Source organism: Sphingobium sp. TB-6 (assembly GCF_012927365.1).
GTDB lineage: Bacteria > Pseudomonadota > Alphaproteobacteria > Sphingomonadales > Sphingomonadaceae > Sphingobium.
In genome coordinates this window covers 216641-236938 of record NZ_JABBGL010000001.1, presented here as the reverse complement: position 1 = coordinate 236938, position 20298 = coordinate 216641, and the positions used below count along the sequence as shown (strand labels likewise).

Below are 20298 nucleotides of genomic sequence, written 5' to 3'. Positions count from 1 at the left end.
AGGAGGGCTCTTCCATATCCATCAAAATTCGAACCGCAATTCGGCTCCATACATGCGAGGATCGCCATAGGCGACGCTGTTAAACCCTAACACGGTGGCCAGAGGATTTCCCTGCTGCACATATTTTGCGTTCAATATGTTGGAGCCAAAGAGAGCGAGCGATAACGGCTTTCCGCCGATACGCGACCATTCGGCACGCAAATTGACGAGATCATAGCCTGGCGCGCGAGATTCAGGATTGTTGAAATTCAGATCCCACAAATATTGATGACTCTGATGATAATAGCTCGCCCGGAAGCTTACGGCGCTATCCTCGTCGGACAAGGGAGCCTTGATTTCACCGGTCAATCCAATCTTGGTCTTCGGCGTATTGGAAAATTCGGAGTCTACGGCATTTCCTTCCGAGGAGGGGAATTTCTTATAGAAGGCATCCGTATAAGAGTAGAATGCCGAGAGATTCAACCAGGTCGTCGGGTTGACCGTAGTTTCGAAATCCACGCCTCTCACCGTACCTTTCGCGGCGTTCAACGTCGCGCCTACAAGCTCTCCATTGACGGACACCGTCTGCGATTTCTGTACATCGGTATAATTTCCGGTATAAAGGGTGAGATTTGTCCGGCCCGCCACGTCGGCAATTCGCCAGTCCGCCTTAACACCGACCTCATAGTCCGTTATATATTCCGGCTGAAACTTGGCGAGCTCCGGAACGGGCGAGGTGGGATTGAACCCGCCGCTCTTATAACCGCGGCGTGTGGCGGCGTAGACGAACAGATTAGGGTTGATGCGGTAGTCGAGACTGAAATTATAGGTCGGAGCTGTGAACCGCGCGGTCAGAGGCGGCGTGCCGGCCAGCAGATCGGCATATTGGCGATAATCCCATGTGTACCGGCCACCGGCGGTCAGCTTCAGGCCCGACAGGAGGTCGCCCAGATCATAGGTCGCCTGCCCGTATATCGCCTTGCTGGTTTCATGGCGGCTGGCTGATGAGGGAAATGGCCCGCCGAATACCCGCGCCTGCGATGAATTCGATCCGGATGGCGATGATTTTTCATAATAAAAACCGGCGATGATATTAAGCTTGCCATCCAGAGCCGTCCCCAAGGCCTGAATTTCGTTCGTAATCAGCTTGGTATGCACCTGCAAAGGAAACCAAAGAATATTGAACGGGCTTCCATCCTGATCCGTGACAAGCTTCTGGCTGAAGCGTTGATATCCGAAAATATCCTTTATTGAGAAGTTCGGCGTAAATTCATAAGTGGCGGTATTAACGACGATCAGCTGATGTTGCCTATTGGATGTCGTGACATCGGATTCTATGATGCGCGGCCCGCGCGCATTTTGGGTTTGCACATATTGCACGATATCCGGATAGACGAGGGCGACGATCGAATTGGGCCGCACCGCGTTCATCATGAACGTCCCGCCGCTATCGTCAGCTCCGGAACCATCCACGACCAGATAATCGGAGAAGCCCCCGGACGGCGTGAAAAGCACACTGCCGCGATAGGCGTAGCTGTTGACATTGTCGCGATGCTTGCCGGTTGTGAGATTAAGCGTGTAGCCGTCGCGCTTGATCCTCTGGCCCGCGAACCGCACGGCCAGAACATCGGGAACAATCGGAATGTTCACCGCCCCTTCGGCGTGCCTCAGATTGTAATTTCCCGCTTTGAGCATAAGGTAGCCGTCCAGTTCGCTGGTTGGCCGCTGCGGCGCGAAGAGCACCGCCCCGCCGGTGGTGTTGCGACCGAATAGCGTTCCCTGCGGCCCTTTCAGCACCTGAACATTCTGAAGATCAAGGAACGGCGGGCTCGCCTGATTGATGATCGGCATATCCGCAAAATAGGAAGCAACGCCGGGCAACGCGCCCCCATAGGCCTGGGTTTGCCCACGCATCGCGTAGGTTACCTGGTTCCGGTTTCCGCCGCCTCCCACGACCGTCAGCTCAGGCGTGTGGAATTGCAGGTCGATGATGTTCTTGACGCCTTCTGCGACCAGCGTCTCCGCTGAAATCGCCGTGACCGACAACGGCACGGTCTGCAGGGATTCCGCCCGCCTGCGGGCCGTCACCACAATGTCCTCCAACACAATCGCAGCCTTGCCGCGTGCAGAATCAGAGGATTTTTCCGATGCCCCGGCCCGAGCCTGGGTGTTTTCCTCCGCGACCGCCGGTGACGCCGCCATGCAAATCAAGACTAGCGGCAAAGCGCTCACACCTAAGCGCATCAAACTCTTGGACCCCTGCATATTGCCTCCCCCTATTACCACTTTTTCTTGGTAGTTCCTCGCGAATTGCTCTTGAGGCTCTGTGCTCAAGCGCCCTGCGATTGAAGGGATGCGTGAGCATCGAGAATGCTCAGCCATAGTGTTCCGGGCTGCCAATGCGTGACCGACATTGGCTTATGTGTTTATCGCTACGCCCAGGTGATCTTGAGCGTTATTCATCTGCCGGGATTACCGGAGAAGTTGAGGATTCGAGGTCGAGGCTCGATCATTCCGGTGAGCTTCGTGCCAACGGCGGCCGTCCGGGCAGCGTCTTCAGATCAGCAGCGTCTTCAGATCAAGAGCTTGCCTGAGACAAGGTCACAGCGCTCTGGGCATTCTTCCGCCCAGCACCTCGGTAAGCTTGTCCGCCTTCTTCTTCACGATTTCCCCAATATGGGGCAAGCCATTGGGCTGAACCTGCGCAAGCAGGGATATGACGCAAAGTTGCAACTGGGTCTCGCCGTTGATGTCGAAGATCGGCGCGGCAATGCCCAGGGTCGGAACCTGGTAGACACGTGTGGCGGTGGTCGTCTTTCTCGCTTCGGTGAATCTCAGAATTTCGTCGAGCTGCGCTTCCCGCGCCTGTTCCGACGATCGCCCTATGCCCAGCGATCCGGCTTCCTTGAGCCAACCCTTGATCTGGTCGAGATTCGCGCTTGCATTGTCACCCGCTGATATCGCCCAGGTATATCCATGGGAACGGACCCAGCGGATATCCTCCTCCAGTTCAGGCGTGAATTCCTCGGGAACCCTGCCTCCATTTCCCTGCGAGCCGGCTTTGCTGCTCCACGCGATCTGCAGAAGGTTGACCAGCGGAAAATGGGGCAGTCTCGATCCGACGGAGCGGTTGATGGCGACCGGCCCAGGGCCTGCACAAGTGGCAATGCAGATGACCTGAGCATCGGGCATCACCTGAAATGCCTCAGCGTTCATCCCGGATTCATTGGCCAGCTCGCTCAGAGCATTTCGCACCAGTTGAAGGACAGGCCCCTCGCCAGCCGAAGCTGCGCCGAGCGCAATCAGGGCCGATCCCAGCGTGTAGGTCAGGTCTTCCGGATTCCGCATGACGAAATGTCCCGCCAAAAGGGCGAGCAGGAACCGGTGCGTGCTCGCTTTCGACAAATCGCACCGACGCGCGATCTCCGAAGCGTTCAGCCAGCGAGGAGATTCCTCCAGCAAAAGTCCCAAAATCTTGACGACACTCGTCACCGCGGGTGCGGGCGAAGGGGCAGTAGGTTGAACAATCAAATTGACAGCTCCTGATGGGTCTGACAGATATTATATGCAGAACACGTGTCTTATATATGATCCACCCAAGATCGTCCAGAGGAACTTATCATGCGCATGACCTTCGGCGTTTTTTCGCCCTGCCACGGGCCAAAAGCGCCGGTTACTGCGGATTTTCCTTCAGATCCCAAAGAGCTAGGCCGTAGATTCAGACACCACCGAACGCACGACAAGATGAGCGATGCTTCAAAATGACGCCCCTTGAACACACCCTCCCTATCGATTCGCACAAACGCCATCCTCATACTGCAGCAGGCGCACTTTTGCGACAGAGCCATCCTTGCGTGCCAGGATTGCGGCGACCGGCGAAGCGATTACCGGTTCAGGTAATGCCTGCCACCCAGTTTCATCGGTCCCGAATTGCCCAAGCGGAGATGCGCTGATCTCCTGCAACCCATGATTTGATGTCGATAGATATTGGCGTTTCGAGGATCGATTTTTTCAGGATCCAGCATTCCGCAAAAGAGATATTCATGTATAATTTAATCTCTGATCTGTCGATAATAGAGGCGTCGTCTTTCGTCGCATCGCCTTCGGCCGGTCTTTATTGCGCACAAATGGGTGCCGAGGTGATCCGGGTCGACCAGATCGGTGGCGGCCCCGATTTTCGCCGCTGGCCGGTGACTGACAACAATGATTCCCTCTATTGGGAAAATCTCAATCGCGCGAAGAAATCCGTCGCACTTGATCTGGGCAAGCCGGAGGGGCGCGAATTGCTGCAGGAACTGGTGCGCGCAACGGGCCAGTTCATCACCAATTTCCCATCCGAGGGCTTTCTCTCCCACCCGACATTGGCTGAAGGCCGCCCCGACCTCATCACCGTGCGCGTGATGGGCTGGCCCGATGGCTCGCCCGCGCTGGATTATACGGTGAACAATGCCGTCGGCTATCCGATGATGACCGGACCGGGACCCGAGCCAGTGAATCATGTGCTCCCCGCGTGGGATCTGCTGACGGGCGCTTACGCCGCCTTCGCGCTCTTGGCGGCGATCAGGCGGCGCGAGACGGACGGTTCAGGGTGCGAAATACGGATACCGTTGTCGGACGTCGCCATCGGCACGGTCGCCAATCTCGGCGGCGTTGCCGAGATGATCTACGAGGACGCCAACCGCCCGCGCCTGGGCAATGCCGTCTATGGTCTGTTCGGGCGCGATTTCGTCACCGCCGATGGCAAGCGGACGATGATCGTCGTGGTCACGCCGCGCCAGTGGACGAATCTTGTCGCGGCGCTGGATATCGGTGAGGCAGTGGCAAACGTCGAGGCAGAGCGAGGCGTGTCCTTCGCGAAGGACGATGGCCTTCGCTTTGCCCATCGCGACGCGTTGTTTCCGATTTTCGACGAGGCCGTCGCCGCGCGCAACCATGCCGATCTTGCCACCGCCTTGGATGCTGGCGGCGTGGTGCATTCCGCCTATCGCACCATGCTGGAAGCCGTGAACGACACCGCGCTGGTCGGTGACAATCCCATATTCGGCGCCGCGCCCAATCCCAGCAAGCTCATTTATCCCGCCGCGGGCGCCTTCGCTTCGGTGCCGCAGCAGGAGCGCGGCGCGCCCAGCTCCGCCCCGCGTAACGGCCAGCATAGCGTGGAAGTGCTCAGCCAGCGCCTCAACCTCCCCTCGGGCACCATCGCCCGTCTCATTGACGCCGGAATCGTAGGAACAAGCCAATGACCCAGCTTCGTCGTGCCGCAATCGTCGCCCCCATCCGCACCGCCGTCGGCAAGTTCGGCGGCGCGCTGTCCACCATCGCCGCAGGAGACCTTGGCGCGGTGATCATCAAAGCGCTGGTCGAGCGGACGGGCATCGATCCCGGACGGGTCGATGACGTCGTCTTCGCCCAGGGCTATGGCAATGGCGAAGCGCCGGCCATCGGCCGATGGTCGTGGCTGGCGGCGGGTTATCCGATCGAGGTTCCCGGTTACCAGCTTGACCGCCGTTGCGGTTCCGGGCTTCAGGCGGTCATCGATGCCGCCATGATGGTGCAGACCGGCGCCTCCGACGTGGTGCTGGCGGGCGGCGTTGAATCGATGTCGAATGTCGAACATTACACCACCCAGATCCGCAAGGGCGTCAAGTCCGGCGGCCTCGACCTGCATGACCGGCTGACCCGCGGCCGAGTAATGAGCCAGCCGATCGCGCGTTTCGGCGTCATCAGCGGCATGATCGAGACGGCGGAAAATTGCGCCAGGGACTATGGCATCACCCGCGATCAGTGCGACGCCTATGCCGTGCGCAGCCACCAGCGCGCCACCGCCGCCTGGGCAAACGGTCTCTTCGCCGATGAACTCGTGCCCGTGCCTGTGCCGCAGCGGCGCGGCGATCCCGTGACATTCGATCATGACGAGGGGTATCGCGCCGATGCCAGCATGGAAACGCTCGGCGCGCTCCGGCCCATCGAAGGCGGCGTGGTGACGGCGGGCAACGCCAGCCAACAGAATGACGCGGCGGCCGCCTGTCTGGTGGTGGCGGAGGACAAGCTCGATGAACTTGGGCTGGAACCCATTGCCTGGTTCCATGGCTGGGCGGCGGCCGGTTGCGAACCGAGCCGCATGGGCATCGGCCCGGTCCCGGCGGTCGAAAGGCTGTTTCGCCGCACGGGGCTTGGCTGGGATGATCTGGGCGTGATCGAACTCAATGAAGCCTTCGCGCCGCAGGTGCTCGCCGTGCTCAAGGGCTGGGGCTGGAGCGAGGATGACAGCCGCAACGACATACTCAACGTCAATGGCTCGGGCATTTCGCTGGGCCATCCGATCGGGGCGACCGGCGGACGCATACTCGCCAATCTCGTGCGCGAGATGCAGCGCCGCGATGCGCGCTATGGCCTGGAAACGATGTGCATCGGTGGCGGACAGGGCCTTGCCGCGATTTTCGAAAGGGCAGCGTGATGGCGGAACTGGCAAAGACTCTGGAAGGCGCGCGCGCCTATCGCGAAGCGGCTCTCTCCGCGTTGCGCAAACGACTTGAGGCCCGCAGCATCGATGCCGAACAGCGCGCCGCGCATGGCTTCGCCTGGGTCGCGACATCGGTTGCCGCGCTGGAGGCGATCCATGGCTGGCTCGCGGCAAATGGCAAGGCCAACCCGCTCGACGAAAAGATTGCGCATCTCGCTTTCGCCGAAACCGTCTCGCAACTGATCGGCGGCCTGCCGATGGGCCAGAACGAGATTTTCCGTCCCGCCGATCTGGACCTTGGCGAAGCGGCATCCGCGCTGCGCGAGGCCTCGCTCGGCGTGATCCACGGCGATCTTGCGACGCTGCGCGCCGAAGTCGCGGCCATGCTGGCTGAAGGCCATTGGCCGTCCGAGACCTTCCACGACAGCGATCTTGACGCGATCCGCGACCAGTATCGTCGGTTCACCGATACCGAAATCATCCCCAATGCCCACCAATGGCATCTGGCCAATGCACTGATTCCCGATGAAACCGTGCGGCATATGGCCGAACTCGGCACCTTCGGCGTCTGCATCCCGGAGGAGTTTGGCGGGCTGGGCCTCGGCAAGCTGGTTATGTGCCTCGTCACGGAGGAATTGTCGCGCGGGTGGATCGGCACCGGCTCGCTCGGCACGCGTTCGGAAATCGCGGGCGAACTGATCGTGCTGGGCGGAACGGACGCCCAGAAGGCGCATTGGCTGCCCCTGATCGCCAGCGGCGAAATATTGCCGACCGCCGTGTTCACGGAACCCGATGTCGGCTCCGACCTTGGCAGCCTGACCACGCGAGCGCGGCAGGATGGGAACGGCGAATGGGTGATCGAGGGGGCCAAGACGTGGATCACCCACGCCAGCCGGTCGGACCTGATGACCATGCTCACCCGCACCCTACCCGATGCGAAGGGCTATGCCGGCCTGTCGATGCTGCTGGTGCCCAAGCCGCGAGGCACCGAAGACGACCCCTTCCCCGCCGATGGCATGGCCGGCAGCGAGATCGAGGTGCTCGGCTATCGCGGCATGCGCGAATATGCGCTGTCGTTCGACGGCATGCCCGCGCCTGCCGATGCGCTGCTGGGCGGAGAGGAAGGACAGGGCTTCAAGCAGCTCATGCGCACCTTCGAGGGCGCGCGTATCCAGACCGCCGCCCGCGCCGTGGGCGTGGCCCGGCGCGCGCTGGAACTGGGGCTCGACTATGCGTTGAACCGCAAGCAGTTCGGCAAGGCGATCGTCCACTTCCCGCGCGTCGCCGACAAGCTGGCGATGAGCGTGGTCGACATGGTGCTGGCGCGTGAGCTGACTTACGAGGCCGCGCGCGCCAAGGATTCGGGCAAACGCTGCGACATCGAGGCGGGCATGGCCAAGCTGCTCGGCGCGCGCGCGGCATGGTCGAACGCCGACGCCGCGCTCCAGATTCACGGCGGCAATGGCTACGCCATGGAGTTCGAGATCAGCCGCGTGCTGTGCGACGCCCGCATCCTCAACATTTTCGAGGGCGCCGCCGAAATTCAGGCGCAGGTCATTGCCAAAGGCCTTGTCGGCGGAAGGAACTGAAACATGTCCGAATGGGCTGCATGGCTGGGCCGGGAAGAAGTGCGCGAAGACAGGATCGGCACGGCAGCGGTGACGCGCTGGTGCGCGACGCTCGATCGGCCGACCGCTGCCGATGGCACAGTTCCGCAGGGTTATCACTGGTGCCTTGGCCTGCCTGACGCTGCAACGGCCGATCTGGGCGAAGACGGTCATCCCCGTCGCGACCCAACGTCCTCCAGCTTCCTGCCGCCGGTCCCCCTACCCCGGAGAATGTGGGCGTCAAGCAAGGTCGAATTCCTCCATCCCCTGCGCATCGGCGAAACGGTCAAGCGTCGCTCGCGGGTGAAGGCGATCACACCGAAGCAGGGTGGCTCTGGGCCGCTGGTCTTTCTGGAGGTGGAACATGAAACCACCTCCGAAGATCGGGTCGCGGTGCGCGAGGTGCAGTCCATCGTCTATCGCGCGGCGGCGCCCGAAGGGGCGCCCGCAGCGCCTCCGCCGGGGCCTGAGCTGAAAGGACTCGACGGCTGGAGCGCCACACGCACCCTCACCCCATCCGAGCCGCTGCTGTTCCGCTTTTCGGCCCTGACGTTCAACAGCCACCGGATTCATTATGACCTGCCCTATGCGACCGCCGAAGAAGGCTATCGCGGTCTGGTGGTCCATGGGCCACTGATCGCGACCCTTCTGCTCGACCTTGCCCAGCGCGCATTTGGCGAGCAACCGCTCTCGCGCTTTTCGTTTCGCGCAATGTCGCCAGCAATCTGTGGCGATGCCCTTCATCTCGCGCTGAGAGAGGGGGAAGCAGGCCTGGAACTCATGGCTCTGGCGAGTGACGGGCGCCAGGTCATGGCCGCGACGGCAACGCGGCGGAGCTGACAGCGGCGGTCATCCAAGATCGCGAAGAAAGGTTTTGAGTCAATGAACGATATAAGCTCGATGGGCGTTGTTGGAGCCGGTCCGATGGGATCCGGCATTGCCCAGATCGGCCTCACCAGTGGCATGTCGGTCGTCCTGATCGACAAGGATCAGGGTGCGCTGGACCGCGCCGTGCAGTACATACACAGCCGGATCGCGCGGCTGGTCGAAAAGGGCGCCATTCCGGGCGAACAGCTCGATGCCATTCGCGGCCGCCTCAGCACATCGACCGATATCGCTGACCTCGCCTCCTGCGATGTGGTGATCGAAGCCATCATCGAGCGCCTCGAACCCAAACAGGCCTTGTTCAGCGATCTGGAAAATATCGTCAGTGAGCAATGCATATTGGCGACCAACACCTCGTCGCTGTCGGTAGCGGCGATTGCCGCGAAATGCCGCAACAGGCAACGGGTTTGCGGAATGCATTTCTTCAATCCCGTGCCGCTGATGAAACTGGTGGAAGTGGTCATCGCCCCGGGGACAAGCAGCGAGGTGGGCGAAGCGGCCCACCGCCTTTCGCTCAGGCTCGGCAAGGTGCCCGTTACCGTGAAGGACGGCCCCGGTTTTCTGGTGAACCTGCAAGGACGGGCCTATACGACGGAAGCGCTTGCCATCGCCCAGGAAGGGGTCGCCGACTTTGCCACGATAGACCGCATCATGCGCGATGGCGCCGGCTTCCGGATGGGTCCCTTCGAGTTGATGGACCTGACGGGAATCGACGTCAACTATCCGGTGACCCAGTTCATCTACGAAGGCTATCAGCACGATCAGCGGCTGAGGACGACAACGCAGCATGCCCTTCTCGCCGCGGCCGGAAATTTCGGCCGCAAGAGCGGGCAGGGCTTTTTCGACTATGGCGAAGGCCGCACGGAAACGCCGGTCGATAAGGCCGCGGGTGGAGCAGAACTTCGCCCCAGACTGATCGGACATCCGCCTGTCTGGGAAGCCTTGCGCACGGCGACGAAGCTTGTCGAAGGCACCGACGTCAATCTTGTCGCGCCGGTGGGCGAGGATTGCGCGACGATCTGCCACCGGCTCGGCCTCGATCCCGCGAACACTGTCGCGGTAGATTTCACAGCGATCGAGCGCAAGCATCTGACCGTCATGAGCGCCATCGGAGGGTCATCAAAAGCGGAACAGGTTGCGCAATGGCTGCGCGGACATGGTTTCACGGTCGAAATCATTCAGGACTCGCCCGGATTCGTGCTCCAGCGCATTCTGGCGATGGTGGCCAATCTGGGTTGCGAACTTGCGCAGATCGGCGTCGGCAGTCCCGCCGATATCGACACCGCCATGAAGCTGGCCCAGAACTACCCCCTCGGCCCGCTGGAATGGGCCGAAAAGCTGGGCGTGGCCACATGTCACGCCATTCTCGTCCAGTTGCAGGCGATCACCGGCTCCGACCGCTATCGTCCCGGCCTATGGCTCCGACGCCGCGCCCTGCTCGGCCTGTCGGCACACACACCCCGATGAGGCCCATATGAGCGATATAGAGGCAGACGAGCCGCTGCTGTTCGACGTCATCGACGACCACATCGCCCTGGTGCGTTTCAACCGTCCGAAGGCGCGCAATGCCATTGACGGCGCGACCGCCCTCGCCCTTTCGGCGGCGGTGACGCGCATCGAAGCGGACCCGGCCCTGAGAGTGGCGATCCTGGCGTCCTCGACACCCGCAATGTTTTGCGCGGGTGCCGACCTCAAGGTCGTCGCGGCAGGACGTGTGGCTGAACTGCGACCGAACGACAGTGGCTTTGGCGGATTTGTCGATGCCATCAGGCAAAAGCCATGGATTGCCGCAGTTGATGGGGCAGCTTTGGGGGGTGGGACGGAACTTTGCCTCGCGTGCGACATGATCGTCGCCAGTCGAAGTTCCGCCTTCGGACTGCCGGAGGTCAAGCGAGGACTGATGGCGAATGGCGGAGGAGCCTCGCGGCTGGTCCGCGCCCTGCCGCGCAATATCGCTCTGGAATTGCTCGCGACCGGGGAAAAGTTCAGCGCGGAGTTCGCGGAACGGCACGGCATGGTCAATCGGCTGGTCGACTCCGGCGATGTCATGGAAGCGGCGCTGGAACTGGCGCGGACTATCCAGACCAATGCCCCGCTGTCCGTTCGCGAATCGCTCTCCATCGGACGTCTGGTGGGCGATCGCTCCGACGCGGAACTGCGGCGCCTGTCGCGCGAACGCATGCAGGTCGTGATGGCAAGCGACGATGCCAGGGAAGGTCCACGCGCCTTCGCCGAAAAGCGCGATCCCCAATGGAAGGGCCGCTAGGTCGAATGCAGGCCCAAAGTTCCAGGCTCCTAGTAGCCTGGCAGGTTTCGAGTTTGGAGGAACGAATGGACTATCATTTCATCACCTATGATATCGAAGACCGGATCGTCACCGTCACCCTCAATCGACCCGAGGCGATGAACGCCCTGACCGACGAGCTTTATCGCGAATTGCGTGACGCTCTGGAACGTATCCGGTCCGACAAGGAAGCCGCATGCATGATCCTGTCCGGCGCGGGCCGGGCATTTTGCGCCGGCGCCGACCTGAAAGTGCCACGCGATCACATGACGGCCATCGACCGGAGGACGCGGCATCGGTGGATCCTGAAGGAGGTGCTCGAACCGCTGCACAGACTGGAAAAGCCGGTCATCGCGGCGGTCAATGGTGCTGCGGTCGGCGCCGGGTGCAACCTTGCCCTGGCATGCGACTTCATCGTGGCAAGCAAAAGGGCATCATTCCACCAATCCTTTACCAGGCTCGGGCTGGTGCCGGATCTTGGCGGGCTTTATTTCCTGGTGCGTGCGGTCGGGCTGAACATGGCAAAGGAATTGTGCCTGACCGGTCGAAAGATCGATGCGGAAGAGGCCGGGCGTATTGGGCTGGCAAATCGTGTCGTACCGCATGAGGAAGTTCTTCTTGTGGCGCGCCAGATCGCGCTTGAAATAGCGAACGCTTCACCGACGGCTAACGCCATGGCCAAGACCTTGCTTAACATGTCCAGCAGTTCTTCGCTGGAGCAAATGCTCGAATATGAAGGCTATGCACAAACGATGGCCTTCATGTCACCCGATTACAAGGAAGGCGTCGAAGCATTTCGTGAGAGGCGTGCGCCGAACTTCTTCGATTCCCTGCAAAAGACTTGAAAGCCCCCCACGTCAACAGGACTCAGCGGACCGTTTAATCAAACCGGGGAGAATGAAAATGGTTGCGCAGGAAGCAACGATAGATGCCGCACATTTTCGGCATGTTCTCGGACATTATCCGACGGGCGTTTGCATCATTACGGCGCGCAGCGCTGAAGGCGAGCTGTTCGGCATGGCCGTGGGATCGTTCACTTCGATATCGCTGAATCCGGCATTGGTCGGCTTCTTTCCCGACAATGGTTCGACAAGCTGGCCCAGAATCCGGGCCTGTGGCAGCTTTTGTGTGAATGTTATCGGCAGCCATCAATTGAGTCTTTGCCGCCAATTTGCCGCACGGGGCGGCAACAAGTTTGAGGGCGTGACGCATCGCCTTTCTCCAGCGGGACACCCTATCCTTGATGACTGCGTCATGTGGATCGACTGTGCGTTCCACGATGAGGTTGCGACAGGGGACCATAGACTGGTTCTGGGGCGGGTCGCCGCGCTGGAGGTCGAGCGTGCCGACCAGCCTCTCCTGTTCCTGCGTGGAACCTATGGCGCGTTCCAGCCACTGTCCTGAGGAGGCATCGCTCCGGCCCTCGCCGCACAGGACCGGCGCAACCGCCGGACCTGATCCGCATCGATATGTGCGGCTCCGCGTGGCGGGCCGCGCTTACCGCATATAGCTGCCCCCGTTCAGAAGGATGGTGTCGCCGGTCATCCACGACGCTTCGGAGGAGGCAAGATAGACGGCGAGCGCCGCCGGATCGTCCGGCGTTCCGGCCCGGCCGACGACGATCGATGCAATGCGTTCCCCAAGCACCGGATCGGACGCCTTGATCTCATAGGGAGGGATCATGCCCAGGGCAATCGCGTTGACCGTGACTCCCGATTTGCCGACTTCGGCGGCGAGCGCCCGGGTGAAGCCCAGAGCGCCCGCCTTGGCCGCCGAATAGATGGACACGCCAATGTCGGTCCCTCTCAAGCCGGAGGCGGATGAGATATTGATGATCCGTCCCCAGCCCTGATCGATCATGGAAGGCAGCGTCGCCTTGCAACAATTGAGCACGCCGAAGATGTTGACATCGAATGTGGAATGCCAATCCTTCGGGTCCATATCGACGAATTGCGCCATTTTGACCGCCTCCGCCCCGGCATTGCCCGCATTGTTGACAAGAATGCCAATCGGCCCCTCAGTCTCCGCAACAGACCGCACGACCCGCGTGGCGGCTTCGAGATCGGTCACGTCGAATATGGCGGGAACGGCGCGCCCGCCTGCCTCCACTATCTCTTGCACGACCCGCTCGGCGCGGTCGGCATGATAGTCGTTTACAGCCACGACAGCGCCCCTGCCGGCAAGCGCCCTGGCGATTCCCGCGCCAACATTCTGGCCCGCACCCGTGACGAGCGCGACCCTGCCAGTGAGATCGAACATGCTTATGTTTCCACTTCTTCCAATGTCCCGATCCGATCGATCGGATTGTCGTTTACCCGGCAGCCGCCCACCTATGACTTCGTGAGGGCACGCTTCAACGCGCCCATGGAGTCGCGGTCGAGGGCCATGGTGATGTCTGCATCCGGCACAAGATTGAAAGCATGCGGCCCACCGGGATAGATGTGCAGTTCTGTCGAGACACCCGCAAGGATCAGCCGTCGCGCATATTCCAGATCCTCCTCCAGAAAGAGATCGAGTGCGCCGCAGGCGATGAAAGTCGGTGGCAGGCCGGAGAGATCCTCCGCCCTTGCAGGCGCGGCATAGGGGGAAACGTCCGCCCCGCCCGGCTCGCCGCCGATCAGCGAGCGCCAGCCGAAATGGTTATTATCCTGCGTCCAGATGAACTGACCGAGATAGGGCGAGGGATCGTCGCGGGTCGCCGTGCGGTCATCCAGCATGGGATATATGAGGTGCTGGAAGGCGACGGGCACCTCGGCACGGTCGCGCGCCAGAAGCACGAGCGCGGCGGCCAGCCCGCCGCCCGCACTCTCGCCAGTGACGGCGATGGTATCGGGATCGACGCCAAGCGCCTGGGCGTTTTCGTGCAGCCATTTGAGCGCCGCGTAGCAGTCGTTGACGGGTCCCGGATGCGGCGTTTCCGGCGCGAGCCGATAGTCGACCGAGACGCACACCGCCCCGAACTCCCCGGCATAGGCCGCGTCGATCTGCGCGGTCATGTCCGCCGAACCCATGATATAACCGCCGCCATGGATGTGCAGAATTCCCGGCCTCCCAGAACCGCTCGCCTTGGGAGCGGTGATGATCAGACGCACGTCCGGCGCGCCGTCGAGACCCGGTATGCGCTCCTCATACATCTTCAGATCGGCCGCCAGCGGCGCGGGCTGCGGAAGCGTCTCCGCCATGGCCACCATCGCGGCTCGGGATTCGGCGAGATGCTCGGCATCGAGCACCACAGCGGGCGCCTGCTCGACCATGGGCAGGATTTGGGGGTCGACGAGATGGCGGGACGGCATGACGTTTCAGCTCCAATCGATCTTCTTATACCCTAAGCTTTCCGGTGAGGCGTTGCGGACGGCCCATGATGGACGCCGCCACCGGGCACTATTTCCCTCATTCGACCGCCGCCAACAGGGTGCCCTCATTTCCTCCCTCGAACAACGCCGCGAAGGTTTGCGGAATGCGCTCGAAGCCGGGCCTTATGTCGGCGCGGTGAACGATCAGTCCCTGATCCACCCATTGGCCCAATTGCCTGAGCGCGGCGTCCGTCTCGTCTTCATAGTCGGCTTGCAGGAAGCCCTGCATCGTCACGCTCCCATAGATCAGCCGCATCATATTGTTGGGGCCGCGGGCCGGGCCGCCTTCGGTATAGGTCGCGATCTGGCCGCAGAGTATGATGCGCCCGAACTTCGCCATATTTTCGATTGCCGCCTGCAATATGTCGCCGCCGACATTGTCGTAGAAAATGTCTATTCCGTCCGGGCACAGTTCGCGCAGCTTCTCCTGAACGTCACCGCTTCGATAATCCACGGCGGCATCCAACCCGCATTCCCCGGTCAGCCAGGCGCATTTCCGGGCGCCGCCGGCAATGCCGATCACGCGGCACCCCATGATCTTCCCGATCTGGGCGGCGACCGAACCCGTCGATCCCGCCGCACCCGACACGACCAGAGTGTCGCCCGCCCTCGGTTTGCCCACTTTGAGAAGCCCGAAATAGGCCGTGCGGGCGTTGAGCCCATAGGTCGTCATGATGTCGGTCACGCTCAACCCATCGGGCACGGGCGTCACCGGATGATCGGCGGCGACGCGCTGATAGTCCTGCCAGCTCGTAAAGGCGGTGACGCGCATGCCAACCGGTACGCCCTCCCGCGCCGAAGCCACAACCTCGCAGGCGGCGGGCGCCATGACGGGGTCTCCGATGGCAATGGAGGGGTAGAGACTATTCCCTGGCGGCTCCATCCAGTTCCGCATGGTCGGCGCACAGAGGAACAGCAGGTTGCGCAAGATCAGTTCCCCCGGCCGCAACGATGAGCTGTCGGGTATCAATGTCTCCGAATATTCGAAATCGTCCGCGGTGACATTGCTGGTCGGACGGCGACGCAGCAACCATTGTCGGTTGATTTCAGACATTTTTTCCATCGCCCAATCCCTCGGCGAGATAATCCTTCACGACCTTGCCAAGGGGAAGCGAGAAATTGGCGGTCTGGACATGACCGGCAAGCATGCGCGTGGGCTTGAACAGGTGCCAGGGGTCCACCTCGCTCGGGGAATCGAATGCGACCGAGGCGCGTCCCGCCCAGAGCACATCGCCCAGCACGGGCGTCTGGTGCAGTCCACCCTCGACATCCAGCCTGACGAGTTCGGCCGCCGCCGGACCCCGCTCCGGATCGGATGGCGGAATATAGCGCAGCGACAGGATCGGCAGCGCTTCCACTTCGTCCGGCCTGGCGAGCCGGTCGCGCGAAAGAGTGAAGGTGACCAACCGCTTGCCCACAGGCCGCTCGATGGTGAAGATGATCTGCTCGGCCTCCTCGCGCCAGGCCATGGTCGCAAGCTTCTTGGCATAGCCCCAAATCTCCCGGCCGGCGGCCAGAGCAGGCTCGCGATTGGTGAAGATCACCGGTTGATACCAATAGCGCACCCCGTCCACCTCCACGCGAACATGGACATAGGCTTCCAGATAGGGCCCGAAGGTGGTCGAGGGATAGTCGCAGACCCAAAGCTCGCAGACGGGAGGGTTGCTGTCTGGCTTCACGCCGGGAGGGAGCATCCGCGCCACCGCCTCGACATCGGCTTCATAGGTTGCCCATGCCAGTTTGGCGCCGTGGAAGTGATGGGGCGGCGGCGGATAAAGCGACGCTCCCATCGGCATTGAAAAACCTGACGGCCCAGTCAAATCGATAGCCATGCCCTCTCCTCTCCAGCGGATTATGTTGCGTTCTTACCGGCCAGCGACGGGACTGCCATATTGCAGTACCCGCCAGTCCGTCCTTTTATATCTTCCTACAATATTATAATGCCATTCCCGGTCGATTGGCCACATGAAACTACTGCCGGGCCGAAGTTCCCCCGTCGATGACCAGCACCGAGCCGTTGCAATAGGAAGCTTCATCGGATGCGAGATACAGGCAGCCATAGGCGATTTCCTCCGGCCGGGCCGCGCGGCGCATGGGGGCAATCTGCTCGGCGGCGGCCTCATCCTCGAAGACATTCATCACGGAGGCCACCATGGGGGTGTCGATGAAGCCCGGCGCGACACAGTTGGCGCGGATATTGTGCTTCGCATAGGCAACGCACAGCGAGCGCGTCAGGTTGATCATCCCCGCTTTGGCGGCCGTATAGGCATGCGCCGCGGCCAGTCCCTGAGAACCGGAGATACTCGCCACATTGACGATGGCGCCCCCACCATTGTCGATCATGTGCGCCAGCACGGCGCGATTCATCAAATAGCAGGCGTCGAGATTGATGCCGATCACCTCGCGCCACTTGTCGGGCGTCGTGTTCACCACATCGTTCATGCTGCCCGGGCTTTTCTCTTGCCAGCTATAGCCCACGCCTGCGGCATGGACGAGAATGTCGATCCGGCCATAAGCCTCCAGCGTCGCGTCGACCACCTCCTGCGCGCCATGATCGAGGCTGAGGTCCGCCACGACAACGCGGCCCTCACCGCCTGCCTCCGTCACAAGAGCCAAAGTCTCATCCAGGCTGGAGCGGGTGCGACCTACGCCCACGACCCGGGCCCCTTCGGCAGCGAGCAGCATCATGCACGCGCGACCGACACCGGTTCCCGCCCCGGTAACAATCGCGACTTTATCGGCTACCCTCGCCATGACCTCACCTCTCAAATGCCGGCGCTACCCAAAGTGCGCCTTTTCTCTCTTGCCGATAACGCGGCCACTTCATCCGGCCGCCGCCTCGATCAATTTCAGCTTTCTTCCGGCGCCCTGAACGGCGCGGAGTCCAGATATTCGTCGAGCCGTTCTATCCGGCCGTCCCGCGTCCGGCAGACCACGCAGGAGGGAAACTCCATCTCATGGCCGTCCAGATGGCGGCCCCAAAAGATATGCTGCTGCACAAATCCGCCCTCGAACGCGCTTACCCGGCGGTCCCGGAAACGCCGCTCAGGAAAATGCGCGTCCAGGAAGCCCAGAGCGGCGACCTGATCGGCCAACGTCATCTCCTTGCCATCCGTGTTGTGCCAGATCAGGGGATCGTCGACATAACAGTCGACCACAGCCTGGATATCGCCCGTCTCGATGGAGTCGAAAAACCTCTGCGCGAGCGCCACGTCGGCGGAAGGCGTCGTGATGGACCCGGTCATGATATATTCTCCCCGCCCTGTTCACATCTGCGAAGAAGCAGACGCCGACCATGAAACTGGCTCCCTGAAACCGGCCCGGTCATGGCTCGCGCCATCAACCCGGCAAGCCCGGCGCATGTCCGGGAGCGTAGACGATTTCCGAACAGGGCTCAAAGATGCCGCTGTTTTCGGACGCGGCATCCAGCGCCGTGGAAACAAACATCTGTTCCGTCCCGGCGCGGCGGCCGACTTCGGCCATCACTGCCATGGGATCGTCGGTCTCCATATCGTAGATCGCGACATATCGGTTCCTGATCTCGCCGGCGGTGGCAGCCTTCAGAACGAAACGCTGGGCGGACATGAATCCGGGGATCGCGACGACATCCGCCAGATGCACCTTGTTGTACCAGTCATTATAGTCCTGATCCCCGCCCGCGACCGGATCGGTAAATGCGATCAATCTGTATCTGGCCATCTCAACATCCTCTTTCCGATCATGAGGCATCCAGCATATCGGTGCAACAACCCCGATTCAGGAAAGTGTCGTGCGATCCCATGGCAGGCTCGCACGGCCCTAAAATGGATCAATGCAGCCAGGACGGCATGTCATTCCAGATATGTCCGCTCGATGTCCCGCTCGATCCCGCCGTTGTTCAGCCACTCGCGCACGACTTGGGTATAATCTACCGGCCCGCCGAAATAGAACAGATCCAGAAATCCGATCGATGTCCCTTCGGCATTATAATAGGACGGCGTGCATTCTTCGTAGAATTTCGCTCTGGAAAATGCCTTGTCCTTGAGCTTCTCCTGCCAACGCACCTCCGCCTCGGCAGTGACCTCGAATGTCCGGACCCTGTTTCTGGCGCAATCGGCAATGATCTCCGCAATCACTTCGGTTTGCGCCTGGAGGGCGAACGGAATATTGATGGAAAGCGGCCCCTGCGGCCCGAAGGTGACGAAATAATTGGGGAATTGGTTGGTATGAATCCCGTGCAGCGTCTTCAGCCCCTGCGCCCAATATTCCGTTATCGACAGACCATTACGTCCATAGATTTCATAACCCATCTGATCTTCGCTTGAGACGCCGAATCCGAATCCGGTCGCATAGACGATGCAGTCGACTTGATAGGCCTGCCCATCGACGACCACCGCATTCTCGGTGATTTCCGACACGCCCTTGCCCTTTGTATCGACCAGCTTCACATTCTCTCTATTGAATGTCTGCAGATATTCATCGCTGAAGCAGGGCCGCTTGCACATCATATTATACCATGGCTTGAGCGCTTCCGCCGTTTCGGGATCTTTTACGATCTCGTCTATTCTTCTTCGGTTGGCCTCCATCTTCTTGAAGTCTGCCATCTGAAGGACATCACCAGGCGTGAGCTTGTTCTTGTCCGGCGCCGCGAAGTGGAACACCGTGGAGAAGATATCGGTCCACCCATCGGCGACCATGTCTTCTTCCTGGTAGATTCCGCTGACCATGGACTCGAAATTCGTCATGCGCTGCTTTTGCCAGCCGTGCGGCAGGGAGCCGGCCCATTCGCGGTCGGTAGGCCGGTTCGCGCGAACATTGATCGAGGAGGGCGTGCGCTGGAAGACATAGAGCTGTTTGGCCCACGCCCCGAGATGGGGAATGCACTGGATTGCCGTCGCGCCCGTGCCGATGATCGCGACTTTCTTGTCCTTCAACCCGACAAGCTCCCCGGTGGGGCCGCCGCCTGTATATTCATAGTCCCAGCGGACCGTGTGGAACGAATGTCCCTTGAACCGCGAAATTCCCGGCACGCCCGGAAGCTTGGGCTTGTTCAACCCGCCGCCCGCGCGAATAAGGAACCTGGCCCTGAAGACGTCGTCCCGATTGGTCTTGACGATCCAGCGGGCGCTGTCCTCATCCCAGGCGACGCTGGTGACGGTCGTCTGGAAATAGGCCCGCCGGTAGAGATCGTAATGTTTGCCAAGGCGCTGGCAATGTTCGAATATCTCCTGTCCGCTCGCATATTTGCGGGTGGGGATATAGCCGACTTCTTCCAGCAACGGCAGATAGCAATAGGATTCGACATCGCATGCGAGGCCCGGATAACGGTTCCAATACCAGGTACCGCCGAAGTCGCTCGCTTCCTCGATGATGCAGAAGTCCTCGACGCCTCGCTTTTCAAGATCGGAGCTTGCCAGCAAGCCCGAAAAGCCGCCGCCAATGATCACCACGCCCACATCGACCGAGACCGGATCGCGCGCCACGGGTTTCGCGTAAATATCTTCCTTGAAGTGCGCCAGGTCGCCTTCCGCGCTGAGATATTGAGTGGCGCCGTCCGGCCGCAGGCGTTTGTCGCGCTCCTCACGGTATTTCTGACGGAGAGCGTCGGGATCCACCTCGATCTCCGAACCGCCAAGTGCCTCTCGATCCATATCTCAATCCTATTCCTGACGTTTGCAGATGGTAAAGCCGGGTGAACCACCCGGCCTACGGGATGGGGCGGAAATCATGGCCGGCCCGTGAAACTCC

The 20298-nt window shown here is 61.1% G+C and carries 18 protein-coding genes; 8 read left to right on the top strand and 10 right to left on the bottom strand.

Annotation, left to right across the window (positions count from 1 at the left end; genetic code table 11):
* Positions 1 to 21: 21 nt before the first annotated feature.
* Together HHL26_RS00985 and HHL26_RS00980 are read right to left on the bottom strand one after the other, a co-directional pair.
* Positions 22 to 2244, bottom strand: coding sequence for a TonB-dependent receptor (locus HHL26_RS00985; protein ID WP_169575736.1), 2223 nt, complete (start codon positions 2242 to 2244; stop codon positions 22 to 24).
* A 336-nt stretch (positions 2245 to 2580) separates the two neighbouring features.
* Positions 2581 to 3327 carry a hypothetical protein gene (locus tag HHL26_RS00980; RefSeq protein ID WP_240962252.1) on the bottom strand — a complete coding sequence of 249 codons (747 nt, stop codon included), beginning with the start codon at positions 3325 to 3327 and terminating at the stop codon, positions 2581 to 2583.
* A gap of 695 nt (positions 3328 to 4022) precedes the next feature.
* Here HHL26_RS00980 and HHL26_RS00975 point away from each other — a divergent pair.
* From HHL26_RS00975 to HHL26_RS00940, 8 genes are all read left to right on the top strand, one after another.
* Positions 4023 to 5222 (top strand): CoA transferase, encoded by a 1200-nt coding sequence (locus HHL26_RS00975; RefSeq protein ID WP_169575734.1) that lies wholly within the window; start codon positions 4023 to 4025, stop codon positions 5220 to 5222.
* Positions 5219 to 6436 (top strand): acetyl-CoA C-acetyltransferase, encoded by a 1218-nt coding sequence (locus tag HHL26_RS00970; RefSeq protein ID WP_169575733.1) that lies wholly within the window; start codon positions 5219 to 5221, stop codon positions 6434 to 6436. The genes HHL26_RS00975 and HHL26_RS00970 overlap by 4 nt, the downstream gene beginning before the upstream one ends.
* The gene (locus tag HHL26_RS00965) at positions 6436 to 8031 is read left to right on the top strand and encodes an acyl-CoA dehydrogenase family protein (protein ID WP_169575732.1); all 1596 of its coding nucleotides are present in this window, start codon (positions 6436 to 6438) and stop codon (positions 8029 to 8031) included. Before HHL26_RS00970 ends, HHL26_RS00965 begins: the two co-directional genes overlap by 1 nt.
* A 3-nt stretch (positions 8032 to 8034) precedes the next feature.
* On the top strand, positions 8035 to 8889 hold the full coding sequence (locus HHL26_RS00960; protein WP_169575731.1) for a MaoC family dehydratase N-terminal domain-containing protein: 855 nt from the start codon (positions 8035 to 8037) through the stop codon (positions 8887 to 8889).
* 42 nt (positions 8890 to 8931) lie between these two features.
* On the top strand, positions 8932 to 10401 hold the full coding sequence (locus tag HHL26_RS00955; protein ID WP_169575730.1) for a 3-hydroxyacyl-CoA dehydrogenase: 1470 nt from the start codon (positions 8932 to 8934) through the stop codon (positions 10399 to 10401).
* Positions 10402 to 10408: 7 nt separating this feature from the next.
* On the top strand, positions 10409 to 11200 hold the full coding sequence (locus HHL26_RS00950; protein WP_169575729.1) for an enoyl-CoA hydratase-related protein: 792 nt from the start codon (positions 10409 to 10411) through the stop codon (positions 11198 to 11200).
* A gap of 65 nt (positions 11201 to 11265) precedes the next feature.
* Positions 11266 to 12063: an enoyl-CoA hydratase/isomerase family protein gene (locus tag HHL26_RS00945; RefSeq protein WP_169575728.1), complete on the top strand. Its 798-nt coding sequence runs from the start codon at positions 11266 to 11268 to the stop codon at positions 12061 to 12063.
* A 58-nt stretch (positions 12064 to 12121) separates the two neighbouring features.
* The gene (locus HHL26_RS00940) at positions 12122 to 12622 is read left to right on the top strand and encodes a flavin reductase family protein (RefSeq protein ID WP_169575727.1); all 501 of its coding nucleotides are present in this window, start codon (positions 12122 to 12124) and stop codon (positions 12620 to 12622) included.
* Positions 12623 to 12715: 93 nt separating this feature from the next.
* Here the strand turns inward: HHL26_RS00940 and HHL26_RS00935 are convergent, their stop codons facing one another.
* From HHL26_RS00935 to HHL26_RS00900, 8 genes are all read right to left on the bottom strand, one after another.
* On the bottom strand, positions 12716 to 13477 hold the full coding sequence (locus HHL26_RS00935) for an SDR family NAD(P)-dependent oxidoreductase (protein ID WP_169575726.1): 762 nt from the start codon (positions 13475 to 13477) through the stop codon (positions 12716 to 12718).
* A 71-nt stretch (positions 13478 to 13548) separates the two neighbouring features.
* Positions 13549 to 14511 carry an alpha/beta hydrolase gene (locus HHL26_RS00930; protein WP_169575725.1) on the bottom strand — a complete coding sequence of 321 codons (963 nt, stop codon included), beginning with the start codon at positions 14509 to 14511 and terminating at the stop codon, positions 13549 to 13551.
* A gap of 97 nt (positions 14512 to 14608) precedes the next feature.
* Positions 14609 to 15634 (bottom strand): NADP-dependent oxidoreductase, encoded by a 1026-nt coding sequence (locus tag HHL26_RS00925; RefSeq protein ID WP_169575724.1) that lies wholly within the window; start codon positions 15632 to 15634, stop codon positions 14609 to 14611.
* A complete protein-coding gene (locus HHL26_RS00920; RefSeq protein ID WP_169575723.1) occupies positions 15618 to 16403 on the bottom strand; it encodes an acetoacetate decarboxylase family protein in 786 nt (261 codons plus the stop codon). The genes HHL26_RS00925 and HHL26_RS00920 overlap by 17 nt, the downstream gene beginning before the upstream one ends.
* Before the next feature lie 139 nt (positions 16404 to 16542).
* A complete protein-coding gene (locus tag HHL26_RS00915) occupies positions 16543 to 17325 on the bottom strand; it encodes an SDR family oxidoreductase (protein ID WP_087573629.1) in 783 nt (260 codons plus the stop codon).
* A gap of 95 nt (positions 17326 to 17420) precedes the next feature.
* A complete protein-coding gene (locus HHL26_RS00910) occupies positions 17421 to 17816 on the bottom strand; it encodes a nuclear transport factor 2 family protein (RefSeq protein WP_169575722.1) in 396 nt (131 codons plus the stop codon).
* Between the two features lie 94 nt (positions 17817 to 17910).
* Positions 17911 to 18270 (bottom strand): DUF4286 family protein, encoded by a 360-nt coding sequence (locus tag HHL26_RS00905; RefSeq protein ID WP_169575721.1) that lies wholly within the window; start codon positions 18268 to 18270, stop codon positions 17911 to 17913.
* Between the two features lie 131 nt (positions 18271 to 18401).
* The gene (locus HHL26_RS00900) at positions 18402 to 20201 is read right to left on the bottom strand and encodes an NAD(P)/FAD-dependent oxidoreductase (RefSeq protein ID WP_169575720.1); all 1800 of its coding nucleotides are present in this window, start codon (positions 20199 to 20201) and stop codon (positions 18402 to 18404) included.
* Between the last annotated feature and the right edge of the window lie 97 nt (positions 20202 to 20298).